Below are 23,218 nucleotides of genomic sequence, written 5' to 3'. Positions count from 1 at the left end.
CTTCTTTATTTCTGGCGAAGCCTTTCTTTGATCTTTTCGATATTTTTCTTTGCTGAATCCTCCAGGATCAGGCTTGCACTCATATGAATTCTTGCAGGCATTAATTCATTGAAGTGGTCTGTTCCTTCCCATGAAACCTTTTTAATTAAGGCTAAGGCATCACTGCTTCTTGACGCTAATGTCTGTAAAAATTTTTCCAGCTTTTCATCCATTTCCTGGATAGTATCTGAAACGGAGTGATAGATATTGTGCTGTTCAGCCCAGTCAGCAGATCTGAAATCCGCATCAATCGCCATAGCAGAAAATTGTGATTTTCCAATTTTTCTTTCTACATAAGGACCGATTACGAACGGACCAATTCCCAAGTTAATTTCTGTAAGGGCCAATGCAGAATCTTTAGTGGCAAAACAGTAATCAGCGCCGCAGGCAATTCCTACTCCTCCTCCTGTTGTTTTTCCCTGAACTCTTACCACCACGATCTTTCCACAGTTTCTCATTGCATTTAAAACGTTGGCAAAACCTCCGAAAAATGTTGTAGAAGCTTCCAGTTCTTCAATGGCTAAAAGCTCATCAAAGCTGGCTCCTGCACAGAATGCCTTTTCACCTTCACTTTTTACTACAATAGCCTTTACCTCATCTTTAGCCCCTTCTTCTAAAATAGTCTGAGCCAGTTTTTCTAAAATGGCTCCGGGAAGAGAATTACTTTTAGGCGTTCCGAATGTAATTTCGGCGATATTGTTTTTAATTTCTGATGCTACGAATTCGTTCATTTTTATTTTAATTGGATTCTTACAAAAATACTAAATACAGTGCTTTCAGAGAGAATTAAAGACTATAAATTATTGATTAAATAGTCACATTTAATAGAACAGGGATTCGTGTTTGAAATCAGACGGCAGCGTAGAGAGATCAGCAAATTAAGTATAAATACGTACGGTGATATTTGGTATTTTCTACTCTAGTAATCCCCTTCGATATGTTGTTCCTTTGACCTAACCATTTTAAACGAACGGCCGGATCCGAAAAGCCAAAGAAAAGAGTAGGAAAATTAAAAACTGAAAAACTATTTACCATGGAAGAATACATTGGAATTGTCAAATTATTTGCTGGAAACTTTGCTCCTAGAGGATGGATGTTTTGTGACGGAAGTTTATTAAGAATCTCTACGGATTCTGCGTTATTTTCAATCTTAGGAACTACGTATGGCGGAGACGGTATAAATACTTTTGCACTGCCTAACCTTAAAGGAAGAATGGCTCTAGGGGCAGGAAATGCGAATACTAACGAAAATTATCCTTTGGGAGTAACAGCAGGAACGACTCAAAATACTATTTTATCCTCTAACCTTCCGAGTGTCGGCAGCGGTTTCCAACTCAAAGTAGCCAATAAGAATGCCAATTCATCCACTCCTACAGCAGCCTCATCCATCGCTATCTCCGGAACACAGGTGGGAAGAGATTTCAACGTGGTACCCAGCTTCGTTAATGATGCCAATCCTGACACTGCCATTAATGGCCAGAGCATTTCTTTTGTCGGACAAAATTTACCCGTAAATAATATGCCTCCTTATCTGGGCTTAAATTATATCATCTGTGTTGAAGGTATTTATCCTCCACGCAGTTAATTTTTAATACAATAACCTAATTTAAAACAAGAAATCATGAAAAGCACTACTTTTTTAATCATCTGTAGTCTGCTCATTTCTACATTATCATTTGCGCAGACCAGTACAGAAATATTTGAAACTGAATCCAATGGAAGTTCTTCTTTCACAGACAATGGAGTAATATTTAATATCATTTCCCACGTAAGTGTTTTTGATATTCAGGCCAACTTTCCCGGAACAGGATGGAGCGGCACAGCAAATGACAATCGATATATTGATAATTCTAACAACACTGCATTTCCTCCATCTTTCAGTATTAAAACGACTTCTAATTTATTCAAGGTAAACAGGTTCTGGATGTATCTTTCCGCATTGAATCTGGACCTCAGTGTAGCAGGAAGTCTTACGGTAACAGGAAAGTTAAGTGGAATCACCAAGTTTACCTCAACAAAATCTACCGGATTTGCAACAAGCCTAGGCAGTACAAACGGATACACCCTGATTGACCTGACTAACCTAAATGGCCAAAATTACTCAAACATCGTTATTGATGAATTGCAGATTACGGCCAACGGAGGATACAGATATGCAGGTTTTGATGCTTTTACCTGGGTAAAAGACAGCAATATCGTATTGAGTACCGCAGAAACGAAAAGTATTCATAAAGAGATGAGCATTTACCCTAACCCTACCAAAGGACCGCTGTCAATCAAAGCAGAGAAAGCTGCTGATGCACAGGTATACAGTCCGGACGGAAAAATGGTAAAAACCATTCCTGTAAAAAAAGGAATGAATGAAACGAATATTTCAGATCTTCCGAACGGGGTTTATTTTATCAAAACTGCTCGTGAATCCACAAAAATCATCAAAAAATAAGATTGACATAAGTTATCACATCCGATAAAGATTCTAATACATGAATGAGAAAATCCCTGACCAGTAGTGATCAGGGATTTTATTTTTTCAGCGCCAGGATATATTTATCGATGTAGAGCTGTTTCTCTTTTGATTTATACTGTTGGATATATCTGGGATGTTCCAAAACGGTCATTGTATCAAACAGTTGGGCTTCTTTGTTTAATTTTGAAATAAAACCGGCATTTTTTTTCCCAAGGATAAAAACTTCCGAAGTATCCAGATTCAAACTGATGTGTTTCTTTAATGAATCAATCATAAAATCCTTTACTGCTTCAAACAGCTTTTTATCATCATAATAATTGGCATTAAGCCATCCATTTTTAGTTTTTCTTACGATAGCCAGAGGAAATGGAGAATTAATATAGATTTCCTTATAGAACATTTCCGGTCCGCCATATTCCGCAATCATATCATACATAAAAACAGAAGAAACTTCATGAGTATGGGCCGATTTCATTTTTATCCCGCAGATGCTTTCGAGTCTTTTGGTATCGGTAAACGGAACGCCGGTAACACCCGCTCCGTGACGGCTGGGATTAATCCCAATAATAAATTTTCTTTTGTTTGAATCATTATAATACTTGTGATAAAACTTTTTCATCACGTCCATGGTTTCAGGATTATCCAGATACGGATTTAGGACATCGAAACCTTCAGGAAGCGCTCCTGTATACTGAAGGTTCTTATTGAAAGTTATGACCTGATCTGCAAAAGTGGAATTCATAAAAGAAAATTTACTTCAAAAAAACAAAATTATCAGGCGGCCCCGGATATTCATTATCCTCTTCGTCTTCATCTTCTTCAGATAATGCCAATTCAATATCAATAAATTGGATATAAAGACCACAGATTTTCCCCTGTGCATCATAAGCAAAGTAAACAGGATACGTTCCATCTCCCAGTCCGCTTGCGAATATCGGAATCTGATAGTCTGTATTGGGTACCGTCCAGTTGATCCAATCCCCCAGATCTCTCTGGTTTTTTGGATTTTCTTTATAGCTTTTTGCAAACAGCTCAGCGAAATAATCATCATAGATATTCTCCACATTACGTTCTGCAATAAATTGATCCACATAAGGTACAACTTCCGGATCGGTAATACATCCCAATCCTGCATCTACTGCAAATCCGAAATAATCTCCTTCATTAAGGTCTTCAAGATTTTCAATGCCCATTAATGCTTCTCTATACACAACAGGTTTTTCTTTGGTAAATTCTACTTTTACGGCAGCGTAACGATCTCCCCATGCTTCTGATTGTACGACGGCAATCTTTACAGGGAAATTTCCTTTAGGTACTTCGGCGAAATAGGGTTGCTCCCGCGCATTGAGGAATACCAAAGGATCTCTTACGATTATTTTTCCGGATGGCAGAGATACATCTCCTATTTCCATCACTTCCATCTTCTGATCCATAATTTCATCTGAAGTAAAATACGTTTCAATATCCACGGGAGATACAAGAACATCCTTTACCTCTTCCCATTTTTGCATCCAGCTTTCGTTCATTATTTTATATTTTATGATTGAAGTTTAAATATACCTTATCATTTATACATCATCAAAATCTTCCTCTTCTTTTAATCCTTTAATGAATGTTTCAAAATCTTTGGCCAGAAAAGTTTTTTTATAATCATTTTCCTGGTCAACGTGTACCACTTCAGGCTCCCCCTCTTTTCCACATTTTGAATAATCAAGTAAAACCATATCATGACCTGCAGAAGGGCAGTCACAGATATAAACCCCATCATTCGGGTAGCCCCATTCTTCCATCATAAACCTGCTTCCGAGTTCTCCGCCAATAGAATACGTTTTCTCTCTTCCGATTCCCATAATTCCTTCAATTGCTATATGATCTTCTGCCCATGAAGTGCTTTCTGCTGTCGGAAAAAAGCCTCTGTTGACCAGACCTCCGTTATGCAGTCTCATCAGTTCGATATAAGAAGCAGGCAGTTTGTATCCCAGTTCTTCTTCAATAGAAGCAATCATTTCATCGTCGGGATAGGGTTCTTCATAATCTCTAATGGAGTATGTATTCTCACTCCAGAAATCCGTAAAGTCAAAGTCTTTGAAAAATTTTAATTCCATAGTATTTTGTTGATTAAAAAAAGGGAGCTGTGATTAGCTCCCTTAAAAGTATACTATTTATCTTGAATTATATCAGTCCAAATTGTTCAAAATGATGGGTAAAATGTTTTTTATGCATCAGTTCCCACATTTCCTTATTCAGTTTTCCGAATACAAAATTCATATGTTCTGCCTGAGGATTTTCTTTGTAATAGATGACAAATTTCTTCAGAGCGTCAATAAATGACTGTTTTGCAGCTTCCAGATTCTTATGGGCAGGTTCAGGCAGTGAACCGTCCTGAGATAAGAACGGAGCCATGAAGTCTTTCGGCATTTTTCTGTGGTTATACAATGAATCCTGCCATTTTTCAAGCTGTTCTTCCGGAGTGAAGCATTGGTCTGCCTCCGGCTCTCCCAAACTTACCAACACTCCGTGTTCCAGATGTTCGATCATCTGCTGTGGAGTCATTTTACCCCATTGTGCCGGTGTATTCTCAGTTAAGCCGTTCAATATTTTCTGAACATTTTTTACCGTAAGGTCAATGAAAGGAGACTGCTTTGCGACCAATGTTAAAATGGTAGCAACACAAACGACCTCATCCCTTTGATTCACGACTTCAACCAGCCATTTTACAACCCCTGAAGGAATGTTTCTTCCTTTTACGCCTCTGTTGATTTTTTCTTTGGCTGTCAGATATACCGTAATGGTATCTCCGGCATATACAGGTTTGAAGAAACTGCATTCTTCTAATCCGTAGTTGGCAATAACCGGTCCTTTTTTTCCGGAAACAAATAATCCTGCTGCTGCAGAAAGGATAAAATATCCGTGAGCTACAGTTTTGTCAAAGATTGTTCCTGTTAAACTTGTAGCATCAGTATGGGCATAGAAGTGATCCCATGAAACATTGGAGAAGTTGACGATATCAGCATCGGTAACGGTTCTTCCTGCTGTTTCCAAAGAATCTCCAACTTCAACTTCCTCAAAGTATTTCTGGAAAGGGTGTTTATCTGAGAATTTTTTCTCTGCCCCCTGCTGGTAAATTTTGGTAATCGCCTTCAATACATCCGGAGATCCCTGAATGGCTGTTTTCTGTAAGAAGAAATGAAGACCGCTTAAGCCACCCATTTCTTCACCACCGCCTGCCCTGCCGGGTCCTCCGTGCATCAATGTCGGAAGCGGAGAGCCATGTCCTGTGCTTTCCTTCGCATTATCTCTGTTCAGCACAAAAATTCTTCCGTGCTGGGAAGCCATTTTCCATGAAGTTTCGGCAATAAAGTTTTCATCATGAGAAACAATAGATCCCACCAAACTTCCTTTGCCTCTCTTTGCCAGTGCTGCTGCCTCTTCAGCATCTTTATAGGGCATTAATGTAGATACAGGTCCGAAAGCTTCCACATCATGAGAGATATTTTTTTCGAAAGGTTTATCATTCAGGAACAGCTTCGGACTCATGAAGGCTCCTTTTTCATAGTCAGCATCCACAAGCTCATGCTTTCCGTCATAAACAAGTTCCGTTTCTGTTTTTAATATATTTACTTTTCTCAGCACTTCTTCGTACTGCTGTCTTCCTACCAAAGAGCCCATTCTTGTTTCTCTGCTCAAAGGGTTTCCGATTTTCGTCTGGTCCAGCGCTTTAGATAAAGCATTCTGAACATCGCCGATTAAATGTTCGGGAACAATAATCCTTCTGATCGCCGTACATTTCTGACCTGCTTTCGTAGTCATTTCATTACGGACTTCTTTAATGAATAAATCAAATTCAGGAGTTCCGGGTTTTGCTTCCAGTCCTAAGATAGAACAGTTCAATGAATCGGCTTCCATGTTGAAACGAACAGCATTTCCGGCAACGGAAGGAAGTGATTTTAATTTTCTTCCGGTATGAGCAGAACCTGTAAATAATACAGAATCTCCATCCTGTACATAATCTAAAATATTCCCAGGCTCTCCGCAGACCAACTGAACGGCACCTTCAGGCAGTACTCCGCTTTCAACCATATCCTGGAAAACAACATTGGTTAAATAAGAACCAAACGGAGACGGCTTCACAATTGAAGGAACTCCTGCCAATAATGAAGTGGAAAGTTTTTCCAGCATTCCCCATACCGGAAAGTTGTAGGCGTTGATCTGTACGGAAACACCTTCGCTGGGCGTCAGGATATGAGTCCCCAGATGCGTTCCGTTTGCTGAGATTTTCTGAGTATCTCCATCTACCCAAAACGGAGTATTGGGAAGCATTCTCTTTGCTAATCCGGAGTAGGTAAAGAACGTTCCGAAACCTCCTTCAATATCCACCCAGGAATCAACATGTGTAGCTCCTGTTTTGTATGATAATTCGTAGTATTTTTTCTTTCTCTCCAGCAGGTAAAGTGCCACTTTTTTCAGCATTTCCCCACGGTCGTAGAAAGTCATTGAAGAAAGGTTTTTATATCCTACCGTTCTTCCGTAATCAAGAGCCTGTTCAAAATTAAGCCCTTCGGTATCAGAAACAGCTACCTGCTCACCTGTAACGGCATTGTACAAAGGAATTCCGTTTCCGGTACCTTCTACCCATTCTCCGTAGATATAGTTTTTTAATTTTTCCATATTTATTTTTACTTTATTTACTTCGCTTCCTGATATGGGAACAGTTTCACCAGCCCTTCATACAAACTTCTGTGAAGAATGGTTGCATGGTTGTCCGTTTCCATCATTTTATACTCAAGGGTCCAGTTTTTCTTATTTGCCTTTTTAAGAATATCATAGAACGTTTCAGCATCTTTAATCATAACAGGATGCTCTCCTTTTCCCACAGAAACGTAGACATATTTTTTGGTATCGGGAGACTTTGCAAGCAGTTGACCAGCCTGTTTTAAAAGACTTTCATCATCCCACCACAAACTTGGGCTAATGATAAAATAATTGTTAAACATTTCCGGTTTTTTCAAAAGGATTTCTGTTGCTAAAAGCCCACCTAATGACTGTCCGAACAGATATTTGTCCGTCGTTTTAAACTGGCTTTCAACATAAGGTTTTAATTCTTTTTCAAGGAACGTTATAAACTTGTCAGAATGTCCTGTTGTAGGATAGTCTTTTTGCAAGTCTTTTAAATCCGTATGAAAGGTAAAATCCCTTTTTCTGTCTACATTAGCGATTCCCACCACAATCGTTTCCGGCATGGAATACATTTGATTAAAGAACTGTACTAATCCCGTCACGTGAATAAAGTCTTCATTCATGCTTCCATCCAGCAGATAGATCACCGGATAGGATTTAGTGTTATCATATCCCTGTGGAAGATAAATATTCAACGTTCTGTCTTCATTTAAGGTTTTGGATTTAATCGTCCTCACTTCTCCTATTGTAAGCGGTTTTGTAGTAACAGTCTGCGCTGTCAGTGTACAACCTACCGCAAACATTATGCTGCATACTAGTGCAATTTTTTTAATCATATTTAATTCTATCTCAGGTTCATAATAGTTATTATTCTAAATCCATAAAATCATATTCTACATTAGAAATATGATATTTTATAAAATCTTCTGTTGTATCAAAAAATTCCATCAATTGCCCCCTCTTCAATTTACTAGGTTTAGATAAATTGTTATGGAACTATATGATGTATATTTCCATTGGTTAATATCATTTACATAGCCATGATTTACCGGATTGTTATGAATATAATGAACAAGCTTAGTCAAATACTTTTCATGATTAACTTTTTACGTTTCAAAAAATCAAGAAAAAGTGCACCTTTCCTATTGTATCTTTTATTATAAGCTTTAGCATAAGCATTCAATAAATTACTAAATGGCTTCATTAGATACTTATGTTCATTTTCATTCACGTCTTTAAATCTCAGCAGTAAATGGAAATGGTTAGGTAATAAACAGTAAGCGTAAATATCAGCAACAGGAATAATATATTTTAATAATTTATTCAAAAAATACTGATAGTTTTCATCTTCACGGAAAATTAAATCTTTTCCAACAGCATGAGAATATATGTGATAGACATATCCGCACTCAAATCTTTCTGTATTATTAACCATTTATTTTTCATTTTGTATGTTTTTATTTTTGTAAGTTCAAACCTTATAGGTTTAGACTGTTATTTTATATCATCCCAGATGCTGTAATCCACAATTTTGGTTGGGATCTGCTGAACATATTCGGTAAACGGCTCACAAGGCAGAATAGCTTCCTTGCCTTCTCTTGCCAGTTCCTGATACAATTTTGTTCCTTCTGTTTTCCAATGAATCATTTCGTCAGAAACGTCACGGATAATTTTTGCAGGGCTTCCTACAACCAGTTTTCTTGGTTCACATCTGAAATTGGCTGGCACAAAAGCCAATGCTCCGACGATACTTTCATCACCGATATAGGCTTTGTCCATCACAACGGAATTCATTCCGATCAGACAGTTTTTCCCGATGTGTCCTGAATGAATGATCGCACCATGCCCAATGTGTGCAGATTCTTCCAAAATGGTTTGTATATTCGGGAAAACGTGAAGGGTACAGTTTTCCTGTACATTCGCTCCGTCTTTAATGATAATTTTTCCCCAGTCACCACGGATAACCGCATTCGGACCAATATACACTTCTTCACCGATTTCCACATTCCCTATAATTACCGCCTGAGGATGAATGTAGGCAGAGGGCTTTATAATGGGACGGATACCATGGTATGAGTAGATGTTCATATGGATTAGATTTCAGATGTCAGGCATCAGATTCCAGACATTTTTCTAATCTAATATCCGGCATCTGATGTCTTTTAATCTTTTTAAAATTGATTATATTTTTTCAATTACCATTGCATATCCCTGACCGACGCCGATACAAAGGGTACACAAGGCATATTTTTTATCCTGCTTGTGAAGTTCCAATGCAGCAGAACCAATAATTCTAGCTCCTGAAACTCCCAGTGGGTGGCCGATCGCAATAGCGCCTCCGTTCGGGTTTATTCTTGCGTCATCATCTTTTAAACCTAAGCTTCTGGTTACTGCAAGCGCCTGCGCTGCAAATGCTTCGTTCAACTCAATGATGTCCATATCTTCTAAAGAAAGGTTTAATCTTTTCAACAGCTTCTGAGTAGCTTCCACTGGACCAATTCCCATGATTCTTGGCTCAACACCCGCTACAGCAGATCCTAAAATTCTGGCTTTAGGTTGTAAACCATATTTCTTCACAGCTTCTTCACTTGCCAAGATAAGTGCTGCTGCTCCGTCATTCATTCCTGAAGCATTCCCGGCAGTTACCGTTCCTTCTTTTCTGAAAGCAGGACGAAGTTTTCCTAGTCCTTCCATGGAAGTGGTAGGTTTAATGAATTCATCTTTTGCAAAAACAACAGGATCTCCTTTTCTCTGTGGAATTTCAACTTTTACAATTTCTTCAGCCAATCTGCCGCTTTCCTGAGCTTTGGTCGCTTTCTGCTGAGACCAAAGGGCAAATTTATCCTGATCTTCTCTGCTGATCTGGTGGATATCTGCTAAGTTTTCCGCGGTTTCCCCCATTCCGTCAACACCATACATTTCTTTCATTTTAGGGTTGATGAAACGCCATCCGAAAGTAGTATCAAACATCTGGCTGTCTCTTCCGAAAGCTGCACCCGGCTTAGACATTACATACGGAGAGCGTGTCATGTGCTCTACTCCTCCTGCAATATAAATTTCTCCTTCTCCGGCAGCAATGGAACGGAATGCATTGGCAACCGCAGACATTCCTGAAGCACAAAGCCTGTTCACCGTTTCCCCTCCTATTTTGTAAGGAAGTCCAGCCAACAACAGAGCCATTCTTGCTACATTTCTGTTATCTTCACCTGCCTGATTGGCACATCCGAAAATCACGTCTTCAATTTCCTCAACAGGAACTTCAGGATTTCTTGCTACGACTTCTTTGATAACAATAGCAGCAAGATCATCTGCTCTTACTTCTGATAATCCTCCCTGCAATTTTGAGATGGGAGTTCTGACATAATCTATGATGTATACGTTGTTCATTGTAATATTAGATTTTTAGATACCGGATATCAGATTCCAGACAATCATCAATCTGATATCTGACCTCAGTCTTCTATCTTTTTATAGTTCTGTTACTTTTTTTCCGATTTTATATACTGTCCCCACAAATTTGGCAATCAGTTCATTGTTCTGATTGGTAATTTTAATGTCATAAACAGCTGTTTTTCTGGTATCATTCACCAACATACTTTCTGCTCTGAAAATATCACCTTCTTTTCCTGCTTTGGTAAAATTAATGATACAGTTTAAGGCTACAGCGGCATCTCCCGTGTTATTAGAAGAAAATGCCAGCGCTGAATCTGCAAAGGCAAACGTTACTCCTCCGTGAACAGTTTTAAGCCCATTTATCATATCCTTTTTAATGGGCATTTCTATTAAACAATAATTTTCTCTCACCTCAATCATGCTGATATTCATCCACTGGGAAAAATAATCCTGATTGAACATATAATCTGCTACCTGTCTTGGATTCATTTCTACTCTACTTTTGTTATTTTTTCATATAATTCGTCAACTAACCTATCATAGATGCTCATTGTTTTACCAAGAATTATTTGCTCATATGAAAGGAAAGAATCTGAATTTACAGAACTGTTTTCAGCGTTGTAAGGAGCATTTAAATCAATACCGTTTTCCTTCGCCAATCTTTTGATCAGCGTTCTGTATTTTTCATTAAATTCCCCTAATATTCCAAGCCTTTCCTGATCATCATCAATCGAAGGAAGCTTCTCCGTTAAATAGTTTTTCTCAATTAAAAGTCTCCCTTCCAATTCAGCTCTGAATTCATCTATATTCATCAATTTTAATGTAATAATTTAACAATGAGGCGCTTCATTAAATTTGTCCGTAGACTTTCAGCCTGTGCTCAGCATGAGCATTCCATTGTCAGACCAGTATATGGGTATATTTTTATAATTTACGAAGTAACGGGCTCTGTCTGTATCTTTCTTCCTGATATTCTCCGTAAAGGTTTTGCAGGGTTTCTGAAATTTTGGAATATCCTATTTCCTGCCCCCAGCTTAATAAGCCTTTTGGGTAGTTTACTCCTTTCTGCATAGCCAGTTCAATATCCTCATCATTGGCAATGCCTAGTCTTTTTGCTTCAACAGCTTCATTGATCAGCATTGAAATAATTCTTAAAAAGATCTGCTGATACAATGCATCGTCCTTCTGAGCAACTGGTTTTTCCGCCCCGTCATTGTAATCATAGAATCCTTTGCCGGTTTTTTTCCGTGAAGCTTAGCTTCTGACATTCTCTGCTGCAATAATGATGGCTTATATTTCGGATCGTAGAAATAATCTTTATAAACCGTTGTTGTGACTGCAAAATTTACGTCAACACCAATAAGATCCATCAATTCGAAGGGCCCCATTTTAAAATTTCCTAGGGTTTTCATTGCTTCATCTACCTGCTCCGGTGTTGCAATATTTTCTTCCACGATCCTCATCCCCTCACCATAATAAGGTCTTGCGATTCTGTTGACAATGAATCCCGGAATATCTTTGGCAATAACAGGCGTTTTACCCCAATCTTTCATAAGGGTATATATTTTTTCTGCTAATGTTTTTTCTGTTAACAGGGAAGGAATAACTTCCACTAAAGGCATTAACGGAGCCGGATTGAAAAAATGGATTCCGATGAAACGCTCCGGTTTCTTTAGTTCTGCACCCAGAGAGGTGATGGAAATAGAGGAGGTATTGGAACTGATGATACAGTTTTCTGAAACATAATTTTCAAGTTCTGTAAATACTGTCGTTTTGATGTCTTTGTTTTCTATGATGGCTTCAATGATGAGTTCACAATCTTTGAAATCCTTCAATTCTGTAGCAATGGAAATATTAGCTAAAATTTCAGTCATTTTCTCTGCCGAAATTTTTTGTTTATCAACCAACTTGGTTAGTGTTTTTTCCAAACCTACAGTTGCCGTTTCTACTTGTTTTGCATTGGCGTCATACACCCAAACTTTGCATCCGTTCGTTGCGGCTACTTGTGCAATGCCGATTCCCATCGTTCCGGCACCAATAATTCCAATATTTTTCATTTTGTACAATGTAAAATGTACAATGTAAAAAGCATTTAATTGTGTACGTTGTACATTTTACTTTCTACATTGTACAATCTTTTTATTTTCCTTTATAATTAGGTTTTCTTTTCTGTAAAAAGGCATTTACTCCTTCTAAGAAGTCTTCTGTTTCTGCTGCTTCCTGCTGTAGGTCACCTTCCAGTTCAAGCTGTTCTTTCAATGTATTGGTATAGGAATGAGCAAAAGCTTTTTTTGTCAGCTTAAGGGCAGCTGTAGGCATATTGGCCATTTTTTCAAGAATTTCCATTGATTTCGGGGCAAAGTCTTCTTCACTGAAAACCTCTGCTACAAGACCGTACGATTTAGATTCTTCAGCAGATAATTTTTTACCTGTAAAAGCTAAATAATTCGCTAATTGTCTACCTAAAAGTTTCGGTAAGAAATATGTTCCCCCTGTATCAGGAATCAAACCGATATTTGAAAATGCCTGCGAGAAATAAGCTTTATTATTAGCCAATACAAAGTCGCAGATCAACGCCAGCATAGCACCGGCACCTACTGCAGGGCCATTTACCAAAGCAATCACCGGTTTTTTGCAACGGGTAACTTCTGTCACTAAAGGGTTGTAATAATCTACTACAATCTTTCTGATGATGTCATGATCATGATGTTCTTTTCCTGTTACGAAAGCTTCATCCAGATTCTGACCGGAGCAAAACGCTCTTCCTCTTCCGGAAATAGCAACACATCTTACCGTTTCGTCTTCACTGCATTCTTTAACAAAGTCTTTCAAATCTGATAAAGCAGGCTTTGTAAGCGCATTCATCGTTTCGGGTTGATTAAGATAAGCGATTTTGAGCTTTCCGTCGAAATGTGTTTCAATATCGAGTTGTGTATACATAGTTTTGAATTTATATTTAACAATGCACTAATTTAACAATATAAATTAATGTAACAGTCTAACAATTTAACAATCTAGCAATAGCATCGTTATGTTTTGCATAGCCCCTATTTTTATAGGTAATCTGATACATTGATTCATTGTTACATGACCTGATCAATGGCATTTAAAATAATCAAAAGGCTCTAAGCAGTCTAAACATTGGTAAGATGCCTTACACAAAGTAGACCCGAACCTGCTGATCTGTTTGGTATGTTCAGAACCGCAGCGAGGACATTTTTTTGGTTTTCCGATGTGATGTTCATCCGCCCCTTTTTCAGGCGGTGTGATTCCGTAGGCACGAAGTTTCTCTCTCGCTTCATCCGTCAGCCAGTCCGTTGTCCAGATCGGAAACATCTTGGTGACTACTTTTGCTTCCCAGCCGTTTTCTTTCATGATCTTTACGATGTCTTCCTCAATGGTGAACATGGCAGGACAGGCAGAATAAGTAGGCGTAATCGTTATTTCGCAAGAATTTTCACTGGTAACTTTTGCCTCTCTCACAATACCCAGCTCCACGATGTTGATCACCGGAATTTCCGGATCGGGAACTAATTCTAATATTTCTAAAGGATCTTTCAATCTCTTGTAATTTTTCTTCTAAATAGTAATAAAGCGATGATTATAACAACGTCTACAGCAATCCATGTTTTCATCTGTTTTATATCCTGACATCAGTTGCTGTGGGTAACCTGTGAAATACAATCGCCGGGATTGTTTGTTTCATAGGTCAAACTGACTTCTGCATTTACAATTCCGAAGTAAAAAATTGGAATTAAAATCAATAAAGCAATCACCAGCCTCCTAAAATATTTCTTCTTCAAACTTGAGAATTCTTACCAGGTACATCCCGGATAAGCTCTCTGCATATACTGAAGTTCACAAAGGATATATCCGAAGTATTCCGTGTGATATCCTGTTCTTGATTTTGGCTGCATGAATGGATGGGTTGGATATTCTAATCCAAAATCCTGAAAATCCTTCTCTGTGATGGCAACAAATTCTTTATATAATTCATCAACATTGGGAGCAATATTTAAAACCACCAAATCATCTTCCCCTTCTACTTTGGCAAATAAACCTTTTGTATATTCCCAGATATTTTCGATGGCATTTACCAGGCGCTCACGGCTTTCTTCTGTTCCCTGAGCAAAAATTTTCATCCACGATGCAGCATGAGTATAGTGATATCTTACTTCTTTCAAAGATTTTTGGGCAATCGCTGAAAGCTCTTCATTAGCAGAATTTGATAATGCTTCATACATCAGTTTCTGATACACAGACAATACATATACTTTAAGAATAGTCTGTGCATAATCTTCATTGGGAAGTTCTGCCCAGTGTGCATTGAGGTATTCGTGTTCGTATCTTAAAAATGCGATATCATCTTCACTTTTCCCGTTGTCAATAACTCTTGAAGCGTAAACATAAAAGTTATTGGCCTGACCTAGTTCATCCAACGCAATATTGGTCAATGCAATATCCTCTTCTAAGTAAGGACCTTCACCGCACCACGCAGACAAACGCTGTCCCATAATGAAACTGTCGTCTGCTAGTTTTAATAAATAATTATATAATGGATTCATTATTTTAGCTTTTGGCTTTTGGCATATAGCTTTTGGCAAATTGCAAGCAGCTAATAGCCATTAGCTATTTTACATATTTTTTACGTCGTTAGGGATTTCGTAGAAAGTTGGGTGACGGTAGAGTTTGTCATCAGCCGGATCGAAAAACGCTTCTTTATCCACCCCTTCTGAAGTCACAATATATTTACTTGGAACTACCCAAACAGAAGTTCCTTCTTTTCTTCTTGTATAAACGTCTCTTGCGTTCTGCAAAGCCATTTCTGCTGTAGGTGCCTGTACAATTCCAACGTGTTTGTGGGATAATCCCGGTTTAGTTTGAATAAACACTTCCCACATATCTAATTGACTCATTATCTATCTTTATTTTTTATTTTAATTTAAATGTGTAAACTATAGTCTTGTAATACTAATTCTTCATTTACTTTTAATGATTCTATTTTTAATGAATCACTAGTAAAAACAACTTCAAACTTTAAATTCCTTGATGTGCTTCCTAGGCTATCTATAATTTCCTCAGGTGAAAAATTTATATTAAAAAAAGTGTTTTCATTATTGATTGAATATACAAGACTATATATTCTTTCTTTTAAATTTTGAATTAAATCTCTTTTAGAAAAATTTGAATCTATAATTTCTCTATAAAGCTGTACTTGGATATTTACAGAAGTTTTTGAATCTATTTCCTCATCTTCTCTATAACTTTTTTCTAATACAAATAGATAATAAAGAAATTTCTTAAGCTTTGATATATTATCCATACTTTCCATTAAATTACTTTTTCTTGCTTCTCTGCAAAAGCTGCTGCTGCCTCTTTTACCCATGAATTTTCTCTTTGCGCTTTTCTCTTTGTTTCGATACGCTTCTTGTTGCAAGGTCCGTTTCCTTTTAAGATTTCCATGAATTCATCCCAGGGAAGCTCTCCGAAATCGTAATGCTGTCTTTCCTCATTCCATTTCAAATCTTTGTCTGGGATCGTTAATCCTAAGAATTCAGCCTGAGAAACGGTAACGTCGATAAATCTCTGACGAAGACTGTCGTTACTTTCTCTCTTTACTCTATAGTTCATAGAGATTTTAGAGTTGGGTGAGCTGTCATCGTTTGGTCCGAACATCATTAGAGCCGGCCACCAGAAGCGGTTTAATGACGCCTGAGCCATTTCTTTCTGCTGTTTGGTACCGCGGCAAAGGGCCATTAAAATCTCATATCCCTGTCTTTGGTGAAAAGATTCTTCTTTACAGATCTTTACCATCGCTCTTGAGTAAGGACCGTAAGAATTTCCCATCAGCATTACCTGATTCATAATAGCTGCTCCATCTACCAGCCAACCGATGGCTCCTATATCTGCCCAGCTTAAGGTAGGATAGTTGAAAATACTCGAATATTTTGCTTTTCCTTCCAGCATATCATCATAAGTAGCATCTCTGTCTGCTCTGATGCTTCCATCTCCTAAAGTTTCTGTCGCAGAGTAAAGGTATAAACCATGTCCTGCTTCATCCTGAACTTTAGCCAGAAGTGCCATTTTTCTTCTCAATGAAGGGGCTCTGGAAATCCAGTTGGCTTCCGGGAGCATTCCTACAATTTCAGAATGAGCATGCTGTGAAATCTGACGAACCAATAATTTTCTGTAATCATCCGGCATTACATCTTTTGGTTCTACTTTATTTTCTTCGTGAACGTATTGAACAAATTTTTCTAAGTCCATTTCTTTTGTTTTTTGTACTAAAGTAATATGTAGGTTGTACAATGTATTTCCGATGTACTTTTTACATTATACATTTTACATTTTACAAAAAATTAAACATCATAATTAAGCATCACCACATTGGTTGTCGGGTGACATTGACAGGTAAGAACGTAACCTCTGGCTACTTCTTCTTCGGTAAGTGCGTAGTTTTTCTCCATGAAAACTTCTCCTTCCAGAACTTCCGCTTTACACGTACAACAAACCCCTCCTTTACATGCAAAAGGCACAGGAAGATTGTCTTTCAATGCTTTATCTAAGATACTCTCTTTTTTTGAATTAAGGTGGAACGAATATTCATCATCATCGATGATTACCGTTACCATACTTTCAATATTGGCAATGGCCTTGAATTCATCACTCATTTCCTCCGTATTTTCTTCATCCGGAGCCGTGAAGTATTCAAACAAGACCTGAATAGCAGGTACCTTCTTATCTTTCTTCAGATAATCAGCAATGCCTTTGATCATTTCTGCAGGTCCGCAGATGAAATAAGTAGACTCTTTTACATCAATATCCGTGTATCTTTCAAATAACTGCTCCAGTTTTTCAGCAGAAATTCTTCCTTCAAAAATCGGATCTTCGTGTTTTTCACGGCTTACTAAATAAACAACTTTCAATCTTCCGTTAAAAGTTTCCACCAACTTATCGATTTCAGCTTTCTTCATCACGTGATTCATACTTCTGTTGCTGTAGAACAAATAAGCATTTGAATTCGGTTCCTGATAAAGGCTTTCTTTAATATTGGATAAAACAGGAGAAATTCCGCTTCCTGCAGCCAAACCAACGTAAGTTTTCACGTTGGTCGGGTGATAAGAAGTGTTGAAACCACCCATCGGAGGCATTACTTCCAGCAATTCATCCATGTGAAGATGTTCATTGAAATACCCTGAAACTTTTCCGTTTTCCAATAATTTAACCAGTACTTCCAGCGTATTGCTTTTTTCGCTTGGAGCATTGCAGATAGAATAAGAACGTCTCTCCTCATTCCCATTGATCATCATTCGGAAATTAAGGTACTGTCCCTGCTTGAACCTGAACTTGTCCTTCAGTTCTTCAGGAATTTCCACCGCCACATTGACTGCTTCCGGAGTATCTTTCTGAACCTTAACCGTTTTAAGTTTATAAAATGAATTCATTATTTTTTTAGTATTCTATTAATTTTTCCACCTTCGCACTTCGGCAAACTATCCTGGGCATGAACTTTCACTTTTGTAGTGACTCCTACCCGTTTCTTTATTTCGTTTTCTATATTTTTTCCAAAGATGCCGACAAAATTAAAATAATCGTCGGTATCTGCCTCTATCTTTTGATTCTTTACAAAGTCATCATCAATTTCTACATCAATATCCAATGCTACACACATATGCTCCTTTTCCACCGGAGTCAGGTAGTAATTCGGAACAACCCCTTTTACATGAGAAAATGCATCTTCAATCTGGCTGGGATAGACATTTACTCCTCTCACGATCAGCATGTCATCAGCTCTTCCGATGATCGGTTTCATCTTCACCATTGTTCTTTTGGCATTCTCATCATAGTAAAGGCTTGTGATATCATTCGTCCAGTAACGTAAAAGCGGCATTGCTTTTTTCGTTAAAGTCGTAATCACCAAAACTCCTTCTTCTCCGAAGGGAACCGGCTGTTTGGTAACCGGATCCAAAATTTCAGGATAGAAATGATCTTCCCAGATATAAGCCCCTCCTTTCTCTTCAAAATCCTCCATGGAAACGCCGGGACCGATAATTTCACTTAACCCGTAAATATTGGTGGCATGAACTCCTAACCTTTCTTCAATGTGGCCTCTGATAATTTCCGTCCATGGTTCTGAGCCTAACACCGCGTACTTAAGGCTGATTTCATCGGCTGAAATTCCCCTGTAGGCAAATTCGTCAGCAATAGTCAACGCGTATGAGGGTGAACAGCAGATCACTTCCGGTTTAAAATCCGTGATCAGATCGACCTGTCTGGCGGTCATTCCCCCGGAAATAGGAAGAACGCTCATCCCCAATTTCTCCGCTCCGTAATGAAGGCCAAGCCCGCCCGTAAAAATACCATATCCGTACGCATTGTGCAGCTGCATTCCGGATCTGGCACCTGCTGCCTGCAAAGATCTGGCGACTACTTCACTGAAAAGATCCACATCTTCTTTCGTATATCCTACTACGGTAGGCTTTCCTGTAGTTCCGCTTGAGCAGTGGATTCTCTGCAGTTCGTTTTTCGGAACCGTAAACAACCCAAACGGATAGTTATCTCTTAAATCCTGTTTGTAAGTAATCGGAAGTTTTGTAATATCTTCTATCGACCTTATATCCTGTGGAGATATTTCCAATTCTTCAAATTTTCTTTTATAAAAATCCGACTTGTCTCCTAGATAACCGATCAAATTGATCAACCGGTCAGATTGAAGCTGCCTCAATTGACCCAGCTCCAGATATTCAACTGAAAAATCCATAAAACTAACTAACATTTGTTAGGTGTAAATTTAAAAAGATTTTGGTAGCTGACAAAATTTTTATGATTTTTATCATATTTTGAATGATTCTAAATAACAGAATATTTAATTGATCTGCTGTTGAACCACAAAGCCGCAAAAAATGTGAACACTTGAGTTTTATTAAAGTTTAAATAAGGCTGTTGAATAGTATACTTAAGTTGATTTTACCTCTTTCTCATTCCATATTTAAAGAAATCTGAGCATTTTCGATAAGCATTATTGAGACTCGGAATAACAAAGATCCGGTTGACAAAGTAAATAAAATAATAAAAGTTACGATTTCTGATTTCCCAATAAACCGAAAAGTATCTTCTCCCTGATCTCATCGGTAATTTCATCAGTGGAATCACTGCTTCTTTTGAACCAGAAATAAGAATTGTTAAGGGTATGAAGAATAAACCTTGTCGTAAACGAAGGGGCTTTCAATTCCCATTTTTCAGCCTGATAGATCTCGGAAATCAGTTCTTCAACTTCCTGCTGATAATTTTTTCTCAATGCAACAAACTCAGGAAGTTTTTCTTCAAGGTGTTTCCATTCATTAGAGTAGATGTGGGTTACATCACGGTTCTTAAGAACCACTGATAAATGCTTATCCAAAAATAAATTCAGTTTTTCTTTTGGAGCAATATCCGTATTTTTCACTTCCTGAAGCTCATCGAAAAACTCCTGAGCGATACCAAAACAGATCCATTCCAAAATTTCTTCTTTCGAACGGATATGGGCATACAATGATGCGGCCTTGATATTGAGTTTTGTAGCCAGGTCTCTTACCGAGCTGCCCATATAGCCTTTTTCTTTGAAAAGTTCTACTGCTACATCTAATATTTTTCGTTGTTTTTCTTTAAGCTCCATCTGGTAAAATGCAAAAGTAACTATTCTCGAAATAATAAGTTCAAATTTAACACAGACTTAAGCAAATTTGCCTCAAAGGGTATATTGACCATGATATGACGTATTGTTCATTAATGTAAGGAAATTATTCACAAACCGGAAATTTTGTCTAGTTAATTTTACGTTAAAAATACTGAATTCGGAAATTTTGTCCTTATTTTTTGTAAATTTAATAATTGAACAGTTTTTGCGATACAGTCACCGAATAAATGATTAAATAATTGATGGCATTAAGAAACTGAGCCTGAAAATTTAGTTTCTTGATGTTTTTAACCTAACTTAAACCATTACCAAAAATATATACAATATGAACTTAAACCAATATACTGTAAAATCACAAGAAGCCATCCAGGCGGCTCAGCAGGTTGCTATGGAATTTGGCAATCAGAGTATCGAACCTCAACATCTGCTGGAAGGAATTTTTCAGGTAGATGAAAATATATCACCTTTCCTATTAAAAAAATCTGAAGCAGATGCCAATTTAGTAAGAGAGCGCAACCGTGAAAATTTAGAAAGACTTCCTAAAGTACAGGGAGGAAATATTTACCTTTCACAATCAGCCAATAAAGTCTTGCTGGATGCTCCCAACATTGCTAAAAAAATGGGTGATGAATATGTAACGATTGAACATGTATGGCTCTCCCTTTTGGAAACCAGCTCTGAAGTATCTAAAATGCTGAAAGATATGGGCGTTACCAAAAATCTTCTGGAAGGTGCCATTAAAGAATTAAGAAAAGGCAGCAAGGCTACTTCTGCAAGTTCGGAAGAAACCTATCAGTCCTTAAATAAATATGCTAAGAACTTCAATGAATTAGCAGCTGAAGGAAAGCTGGACCCTGTCATCGGACGTGATGAAGAAATCAGAAGGGTATTACAGATCCTTTCGAGGAGAACAAAAAACAACCCTATCCTGATCGGAGAGCCGGGGGTAGGTAAAACAGCAATTGCTGAGGGAATTGCCCACCGAATTATCAGCGGTGACATTCCTGAGAATCTAATCGATAAAACATTATATTCATTAGATATGGGAGCTCTGATCGCAGGGGCAAAATACAAAGGTGAATTTGAAGAGCGTCTGAAATCCGTAGTGAATGAAGTGATCAAGTCTGACGGACAGATTATTCTTTTCATTGATGAGATTCACACCCTGGTAGGCGCCGGAGGTGGTGAAGGAGCAATGGATGCCGCCAACATTTTGAAACCGGCCCTGGCAAGAGGTGAGTTAAGAGCTATCGGAGCCACTACTTTAAATGAGTACCAGAAATATTTTGAAAAGGATAAAGCCTTAGAAAGACGTTTCCAGAAAGTAATGGTGGAAGAACCGGATACAGAATCTGCAATCTCCATTCTGCGCGGGATTAAAGACAAATACGAAGCCCACCACAAAGTAAGAATCAAAGATGAAGCAATCATTGCTGCAGTAGAAATGTCTCAAAGATATATTTCAGACAGATTTTTACCGGATAAGGCTATTGACCTTATCGACGAGGCTTCTGCTAAGCTGAGAATGGAAATCAATTCAAAACCGGAAGAACTGGATGTACTGGACAGAAGATTGATGCAGCTGGAAATTGAATTGGCCGCTATTTCGAGAGAGGGCAATGAAACCAAAATCAACCATTTGAAAGAAGATATTTCAAAAATTTCTGAACAAAGAAATGAAATCAACGCAAAATGGCTGAAAGAAAAACAGAAAAGTGAAGATCTGACTCAGATCAAAAAAGATATTGAGTCCCTGAAACTGGAGGCAGAAAGAGCTTCAAGAGCAGGAGACTATGCAAAAGTTGCGGAAATACAATATGGCAAACTCCGTGAAAAAGAAGAGGAGCTGGCCAAGGTTGAGCTTGAAATGCAAAACCATAAAAATGAGCTGATTAAGGAAGAAGTTACTGCTGAAAACATTTCCGAGGTAATCGCGAAATGGACAGGAATTCCAGTCACTAAGCTGTTACAATCCGAAAGAGATAAATTACTGAATCTGGAATCTGAGCTTCACCACAGAGTGGTAGGACAGAATGAAGCGATCGAGGCGGTAGCTGATGCGATCAGAAGAAACAGGGCAGGATTGAGCGATGACAAAAAGCCAATCGGATCATTCCTGTTTTTAGGAACAACGGGGGTTGGTAAAACTGAGCTTGCAAAAGCGTTAGCTGAATTCCTGTTTGATGATGAAAACAATATGACCAGAATTGATATGAGTGAATATCAGGAGCGTCACAGTGTTTCAAGATTAGTGGGAGCGCCTCCCGGATATGTAGGATATGATGAAGGCGGACAATTGACAGAAGCCGTAAGGAGAAGGCCGTATTCCGTAGTCCTTTTAGATGAGATTGAAAAAGCGCATCCGGATGTTTTCAACACCTTATTACAGGTTTTGGATGACGGACGTCTTACAGACAACAAAGGCCGTGTAGTCAATTTCAAAAACTCTATCATCATTATGACATCGAACTTAGGTTCGCATTTGATTCAGGAAAATTTTGAAAATATTACGGAGGAAAACCAGGATGAAGTTGTGGATAAAACAAAAGTAGAAGTTTTCGATTTGCTGAAACAGACTTTACGTCCGGAGTTCCTGAACAGGATTGATGAAATTGTATTGTTCCAGCCTTTAAGAAAAAAAGAGATCGGAAAAATCGTTCAGTACCAGCTGAGAGGGTTTAATGATATGTTAGCTAAGCGGAATATCATTATGACTTTTACTCAGGATGCTGTAGATTACCTGATGGATAAGGGCTATGACCCTGCTTTTGGGGCAAGACCATTAAAAAGAGTCATCCAGCAGGAAGTACTGAATAAACTGTCTAAAGAAATCCTTGCCGGAAATGTAAACGACGGAGACAGAATCACTTTAGATTATTTCGAAGAAACCGGTCTGGTTTTCAGACCTACTGATCAATAAAGTAGTTTTTTTCATATACATTATTTTTGTAAGTAAGTGCTGTAGA

23 protein-coding genes and 1 pseudogene are annotated in these 23,218 nt (G+C 38.1%); 3 read left to right on the top strand and 21 right to left on the bottom strand.

Features of this window, described 5'->3' with window-relative positions:
• Positions 1-5 precede the first annotated feature (5 nt).
• The gene (locus MUW56_RS13565) at positions 6-770 is read right to left on the bottom strand and encodes an enoyl-CoA hydratase/isomerase family protein (RefSeq protein WP_292013683.1); all 765 of its coding nucleotides are present in this window, start codon (positions 768-770) and stop codon (positions 6-8) included.
• A 302-nt stretch (positions 771-1,072) separates the two neighbouring features.
• Here MUW56_RS13565 and MUW56_RS13560 point away from each other — a divergent pair, with 302 nt between their 5' ends.
• Positions 1,073-1,624 (top strand): phage tail protein, encoded by a 552-nt coding sequence (locus MUW56_RS13560; RefSeq protein WP_292013682.1) that lies wholly within the window; start codon positions 1,073-1,075, stop codon positions 1,622-1,624.
• 36 nt (positions 1,625-1,660) lie between these two features.
• Complete coding sequence (locus tag MUW56_RS13555; protein ID WP_292013681.1) at positions 1,661-2,482, top strand: T9SS type A sorting domain-containing protein; 822 nt, start codon at positions 1,661-1,663, stop codon at positions 2,480-2,482.
• A 79-nt stretch (positions 2,483-2,561) separates the two neighbouring features.
• On the opposite strand, the gene MUW56_RS13550 is transcribed toward MUW56_RS13555, so the two are convergent.
• The 20 genes and pseudogenes from MUW56_RS13550 to MUW56_RS13455 all read right to left on the bottom strand — a co-directional run bounded on the left by MUW56_RS13550 (position 2,562) and on the right by MUW56_RS13455 (position 20,231).
• On the bottom strand, positions 2,562-3,248 hold the full coding sequence (locus MUW56_RS13550) for an SMUG2 DNA glycosylase family protein (RefSeq protein ID WP_292013680.1): 687 nt from the start codon (positions 3,246-3,248) through the stop codon (positions 2,562-2,564).
• Positions 3,249-3,258: 10 nt separating this feature from the next.
• Positions 3,259-4,032 (bottom strand): DUF4241 domain-containing protein, encoded by a 774-nt coding sequence (locus MUW56_RS13545; RefSeq protein WP_292013679.1) that lies wholly within the window; start codon positions 4,030-4,032, stop codon positions 3,259-3,261.
• A gap of 42 nt (positions 4,033-4,074) precedes the next feature.
• Positions 4,075-4,611 (bottom strand): SMI1/KNR4 family protein, encoded by a 537-nt coding sequence (locus MUW56_RS13540; RefSeq protein WP_292013678.1) that lies wholly within the window; start codon positions 4,609-4,611, stop codon positions 4,075-4,077.
• A 67-nt stretch (positions 4,612-4,678) separates the two neighbouring features.
• A complete protein-coding gene (gene paaZ, locus MUW56_RS13535) occupies positions 4,679-7,174 on the bottom strand; it encodes a phenylacetic acid degradation bifunctional protein PaaZ (RefSeq protein WP_292013677.1) in 2,496 nt (831 codons plus the stop codon).
• A 17-nt stretch (positions 7,175-7,191) separates the two neighbouring features.
• On the bottom strand, positions 7,192-8,019 hold the full coding sequence (locus tag MUW56_RS13530; RefSeq protein WP_292013676.1) for an alpha/beta hydrolase-fold protein: 828 nt from the start codon (positions 8,017-8,019) through the stop codon (positions 7,192-7,194).
• A gap of 245 nt (positions 8,020-8,264) precedes the next feature.
• Complete coding sequence (locus MUW56_RS13525) at positions 8,265-8,618, bottom strand: transposase (RefSeq protein ID WP_292013675.1); 354 nt, start codon at positions 8,616-8,618, stop codon at positions 8,265-8,267.
• 59 nt (positions 8,619-8,677) lie between these two features.
• Positions 8,678-9,271: a transferase hexapeptide repeat family protein gene (locus MUW56_RS13520; RefSeq protein WP_292013674.1), complete on the bottom strand. Its 594-nt coding sequence runs from the start codon at positions 9,269-9,271 to the stop codon at positions 8,678-8,680.
• Between the two features lie 93 nt (positions 9,272-9,364).
• Positions 9,365-10,570: a 3-oxoadipyl-CoA thiolase gene (gene pcaF / locus MUW56_RS13515; protein ID WP_292013673.1), complete on the bottom strand. Its 1,206-nt coding sequence runs from the start codon at positions 10,568-10,570 to the stop codon at positions 9,365-9,367.
• Positions 10,571-10,651: 81 nt separating this feature from the next.
• Positions 10,652-11,065, bottom strand: coding sequence for a hotdog fold thioesterase (locus MUW56_RS13510; RefSeq protein ID WP_292013672.1), 414 nt, complete (start codon positions 11,063-11,065; stop codon positions 10,652-10,654).
• Positions 11,066-11,067: 2 nt separating this feature from the next.
• A complete protein-coding gene (locus tag MUW56_RS13505; RefSeq protein ID WP_292013671.1) occupies positions 11,068-11,388 on the bottom strand; it encodes a hypothetical protein in 321 nt (106 codons plus the stop codon).
• A 112-nt stretch (positions 11,389-11,500) separates the two neighbouring features.
• A pseudogene (locus tag MUW56_RS13500) lies at positions 11,501-12,633 on the bottom strand (3-hydroxyacyl-CoA dehydrogenase NAD-binding domain-containing protein).
• 82 nt (positions 12,634-12,715) lie between these two features.
• On the bottom strand, positions 12,716-13,516 hold the full coding sequence (locus MUW56_RS13495; protein ID WP_292013670.1) for an enoyl-CoA hydratase-related protein: 801 nt from the start codon (positions 13,514-13,516) through the stop codon (positions 12,716-12,718).
• A gap of 156 nt (positions 13,517-13,672) precedes the next feature.
• Complete coding sequence (gene paaD, locus MUW56_RS13490; protein ID WP_292013669.1) at positions 13,673-14,137, bottom strand: 1,2-phenylacetyl-CoA epoxidase subunit PaaD; 465 nt, start codon at positions 14,135-14,137, stop codon at positions 13,673-13,675.
• A gap of 254 nt (positions 14,138-14,391) precedes the next feature.
• Positions 14,392-15,141, bottom strand: coding sequence for a 1,2-phenylacetyl-CoA epoxidase subunit PaaC (paaC, locus tag MUW56_RS13485; RefSeq protein ID WP_292013668.1), 750 nt, complete (start codon positions 15,139-15,141; stop codon positions 14,392-14,394).
• Positions 15,142-15,210: 69 nt separating this feature from the next.
• The gene (gene paaB, locus MUW56_RS13480) at positions 15,211-15,492 is read right to left on the bottom strand and encodes a 1,2-phenylacetyl-CoA epoxidase subunit PaaB (protein WP_062672207.1); all 282 of its coding nucleotides are present in this window, start codon (positions 15,490-15,492) and stop codon (positions 15,211-15,213) included.
• A gap of 26 nt (positions 15,493-15,518) precedes the next feature.
• On the bottom strand, positions 15,519-15,908 hold the full coding sequence (locus tag MUW56_RS13475; protein WP_292013667.1) for a hypothetical protein: 390 nt from the start codon (positions 15,906-15,908) through the stop codon (positions 15,519-15,521).
• Complete coding sequence (gene paaA / locus MUW56_RS13470; protein WP_229046968.1) at positions 15,908-16,843, bottom strand: 1,2-phenylacetyl-CoA epoxidase subunit PaaA; 936 nt, start codon at positions 16,841-16,843, stop codon at positions 15,908-15,910. Before paaA ends, MUW56_RS13475 begins: the two co-directional genes overlap by 1 nt.
• A gap of 92 nt (positions 16,844-16,935) precedes the next feature.
• Positions 16,936-18,021, bottom strand: coding sequence for a 2Fe-2S iron-sulfur cluster-binding protein (locus MUW56_RS13465; RefSeq protein WP_292013666.1), 1,086 nt, complete (start codon positions 18,019-18,021; stop codon positions 16,936-16,938).
• Positions 18,021-19,337 (bottom strand): phenylacetate--CoA ligase family protein, encoded by a 1,317-nt coding sequence (locus MUW56_RS13460; protein WP_292013665.1) that lies wholly within the window; start codon positions 19,335-19,337, stop codon positions 18,021-18,023. The genes MUW56_RS13465 and MUW56_RS13460 overlap by 1 nt, the downstream gene beginning before the upstream one ends.
• Before the next feature lie 315 nt (positions 19,338-19,652).
• A complete protein-coding gene (locus MUW56_RS13455; RefSeq protein ID WP_292013664.1) occupies positions 19,653-20,231 on the bottom strand; it encodes a TetR/AcrR family transcriptional regulator in 579 nt (192 codons plus the stop codon).
• A gap of 346 nt (positions 20,232-20,577) precedes the next feature.
• Here MUW56_RS13455 and clpB point away from each other — a divergent pair, with 346 nt between their 5' ends.
• Positions 20,578-23,172 (top strand): ATP-dependent chaperone ClpB, encoded by a 2,595-nt coding sequence (clpB, locus tag MUW56_RS13450; RefSeq protein WP_292013663.1) that lies wholly within the window; start codon positions 20,578-20,580, stop codon positions 23,170-23,172.
• The last annotated feature ends 46 nt before the right edge of the window (positions 23,173-23,218 follow it).

Source organism: Chryseobacterium sp. (genome assembly GCF_022869225.1).
In the GTDB taxonomy this organism is placed as follows: Bacteria; Bacteroidota; Bacteroidia; order Flavobacteriales; family Weeksellaceae; genus Chryseobacterium.
The sequence above is the reverse complement of the archived record's forward strand: the minus strand, read 5'-3'. Positions and strand labels throughout refer to the sequence as shown.

Coding starts and splice junctions, on each gene's coding strand:
- MUW56_RS13555 (WP_292013681.1), top strand. CDS start 1,661: ATGAAAAGCACTACTTTTTTAATCATCTGTAGTCTGCTCATTTCTACA.
- paaA (WP_229046968.1), bottom strand. CDS start 16,843: ATGGACTTAGAAAAATTTGTTCAATACGTTCACGAAGAAAATAAAGTA.
- MUW56_RS13495 (WP_292013670.1), bottom strand. CDS start 13,516: ATGTATACACAACTCGATATTGAAACACATTTCGACGGAAAGCTCAAA.
- paaB (WP_062672207.1), bottom strand. CDS start 15,492: ATGAGTCAATTAGATATGTGGGAAGTGTTTATTCAAACTAAACCGGGA.
- MUW56_RS13525 (WP_292013675.1), bottom strand. CDS start 8,618: ATGGTTAATAATACAGAAAGATTTGAGTGCGGATATGTCTATCACATA.
- MUW56_RS13540 (WP_292013678.1), bottom strand. CDS start 4,611: ATGGAATTAAAATTTTTCAAAGACTTTGACTTTACGGATTTCTGGAGT.
- MUW56_RS13565 (WP_292013683.1), bottom strand. CDS start 770: ATGAACGAATTCGTAGCATCAGAAATTAAAAACAATATCGCCGAAATT.
- MUW56_RS13455 (WP_292013664.1), bottom strand. CDS start 20,231: ATGGAGCTTAAAGAAAAACAACGAAAAATATTAGATGTAGCAGTAGAA.
- pcaF (WP_292013673.1), bottom strand. CDS start 10,570: ATGAACAACGTATACATCATAGATTATGTCAGAACTCCCATCTCAAAA.
- MUW56_RS13560 (WP_292013682.1), top strand. CDS start 1,073: ATGGAAGAATACATTGGAATTGTCAAATTATTTGCTGGAAACTTTGCT.
- paaZ (WP_292013677.1), bottom strand. CDS start 7,174: ATGGAAAAATTAAAAAACTATATCTACGGAGAATGGGTAGAAGGTACC.
- clpB (WP_292013663.1), top strand. CDS start 20,578: ATGAACTTAAACCAATATACTGTAAAATCACAAGAAGCCATCCAGGCG.
- MUW56_RS13460 (WP_292013665.1), bottom strand. CDS start 19,337: ATGGATTTTTCAGTTGAATATCTGGAGCTGGGTCAATTGAGGCAGCTT.
- paaC (WP_292013668.1), bottom strand. CDS start 15,141: ATGAATCCATTATATAATTATTTATTAAAACTAGCAGACGACAGTTTC.
- MUW56_RS13545 (WP_292013679.1), bottom strand. CDS start 4,032: ATGAACGAAAGCTGGATGCAAAAATGGGAAGAGGTAAAGGATGTTCTT.
- MUW56_RS13520 (WP_292013674.1), bottom strand. CDS start 9,271: ATGAACATCTACTCATACCATGGTATCCGTCCCATTATAAAGCCCTCT.
- MUW56_RS13510 (WP_292013672.1), bottom strand. CDS start 11,065: ATGAATCCAAGACAGGTAGCAGATTATATGTTCAATCAGGATTATTTT.
- MUW56_RS13475 (WP_292013667.1), bottom strand. CDS start 15,908: ATGGAAAGTATGGATAATATATCAAAGCTTAAGAAATTTCTTTATTAT.
- MUW56_RS13505 (WP_292013671.1), bottom strand. CDS start 11,388: ATGAATATAGATGAATTCAGAGCTGAATTGGAAGGGAGACTTTTAATT.
- MUW56_RS13550 (WP_292013680.1), bottom strand. CDS start 3,248: ATGAATTCCACTTTTGCAGATCAGGTCATAACTTTCAATAAGAACCTT.
- MUW56_RS13465 (WP_292013666.1), bottom strand. CDS start 18,021: ATGAATTCATTTTATAAACTTAAAACGGTTAAGGTTCAGAAAGATACT.
- MUW56_RS13530 (WP_292013676.1), bottom strand. CDS start 8,019: ATGATTAAAAAAATTGCACTAGTATGCAGCATAATGTTTGCGGTAGGT.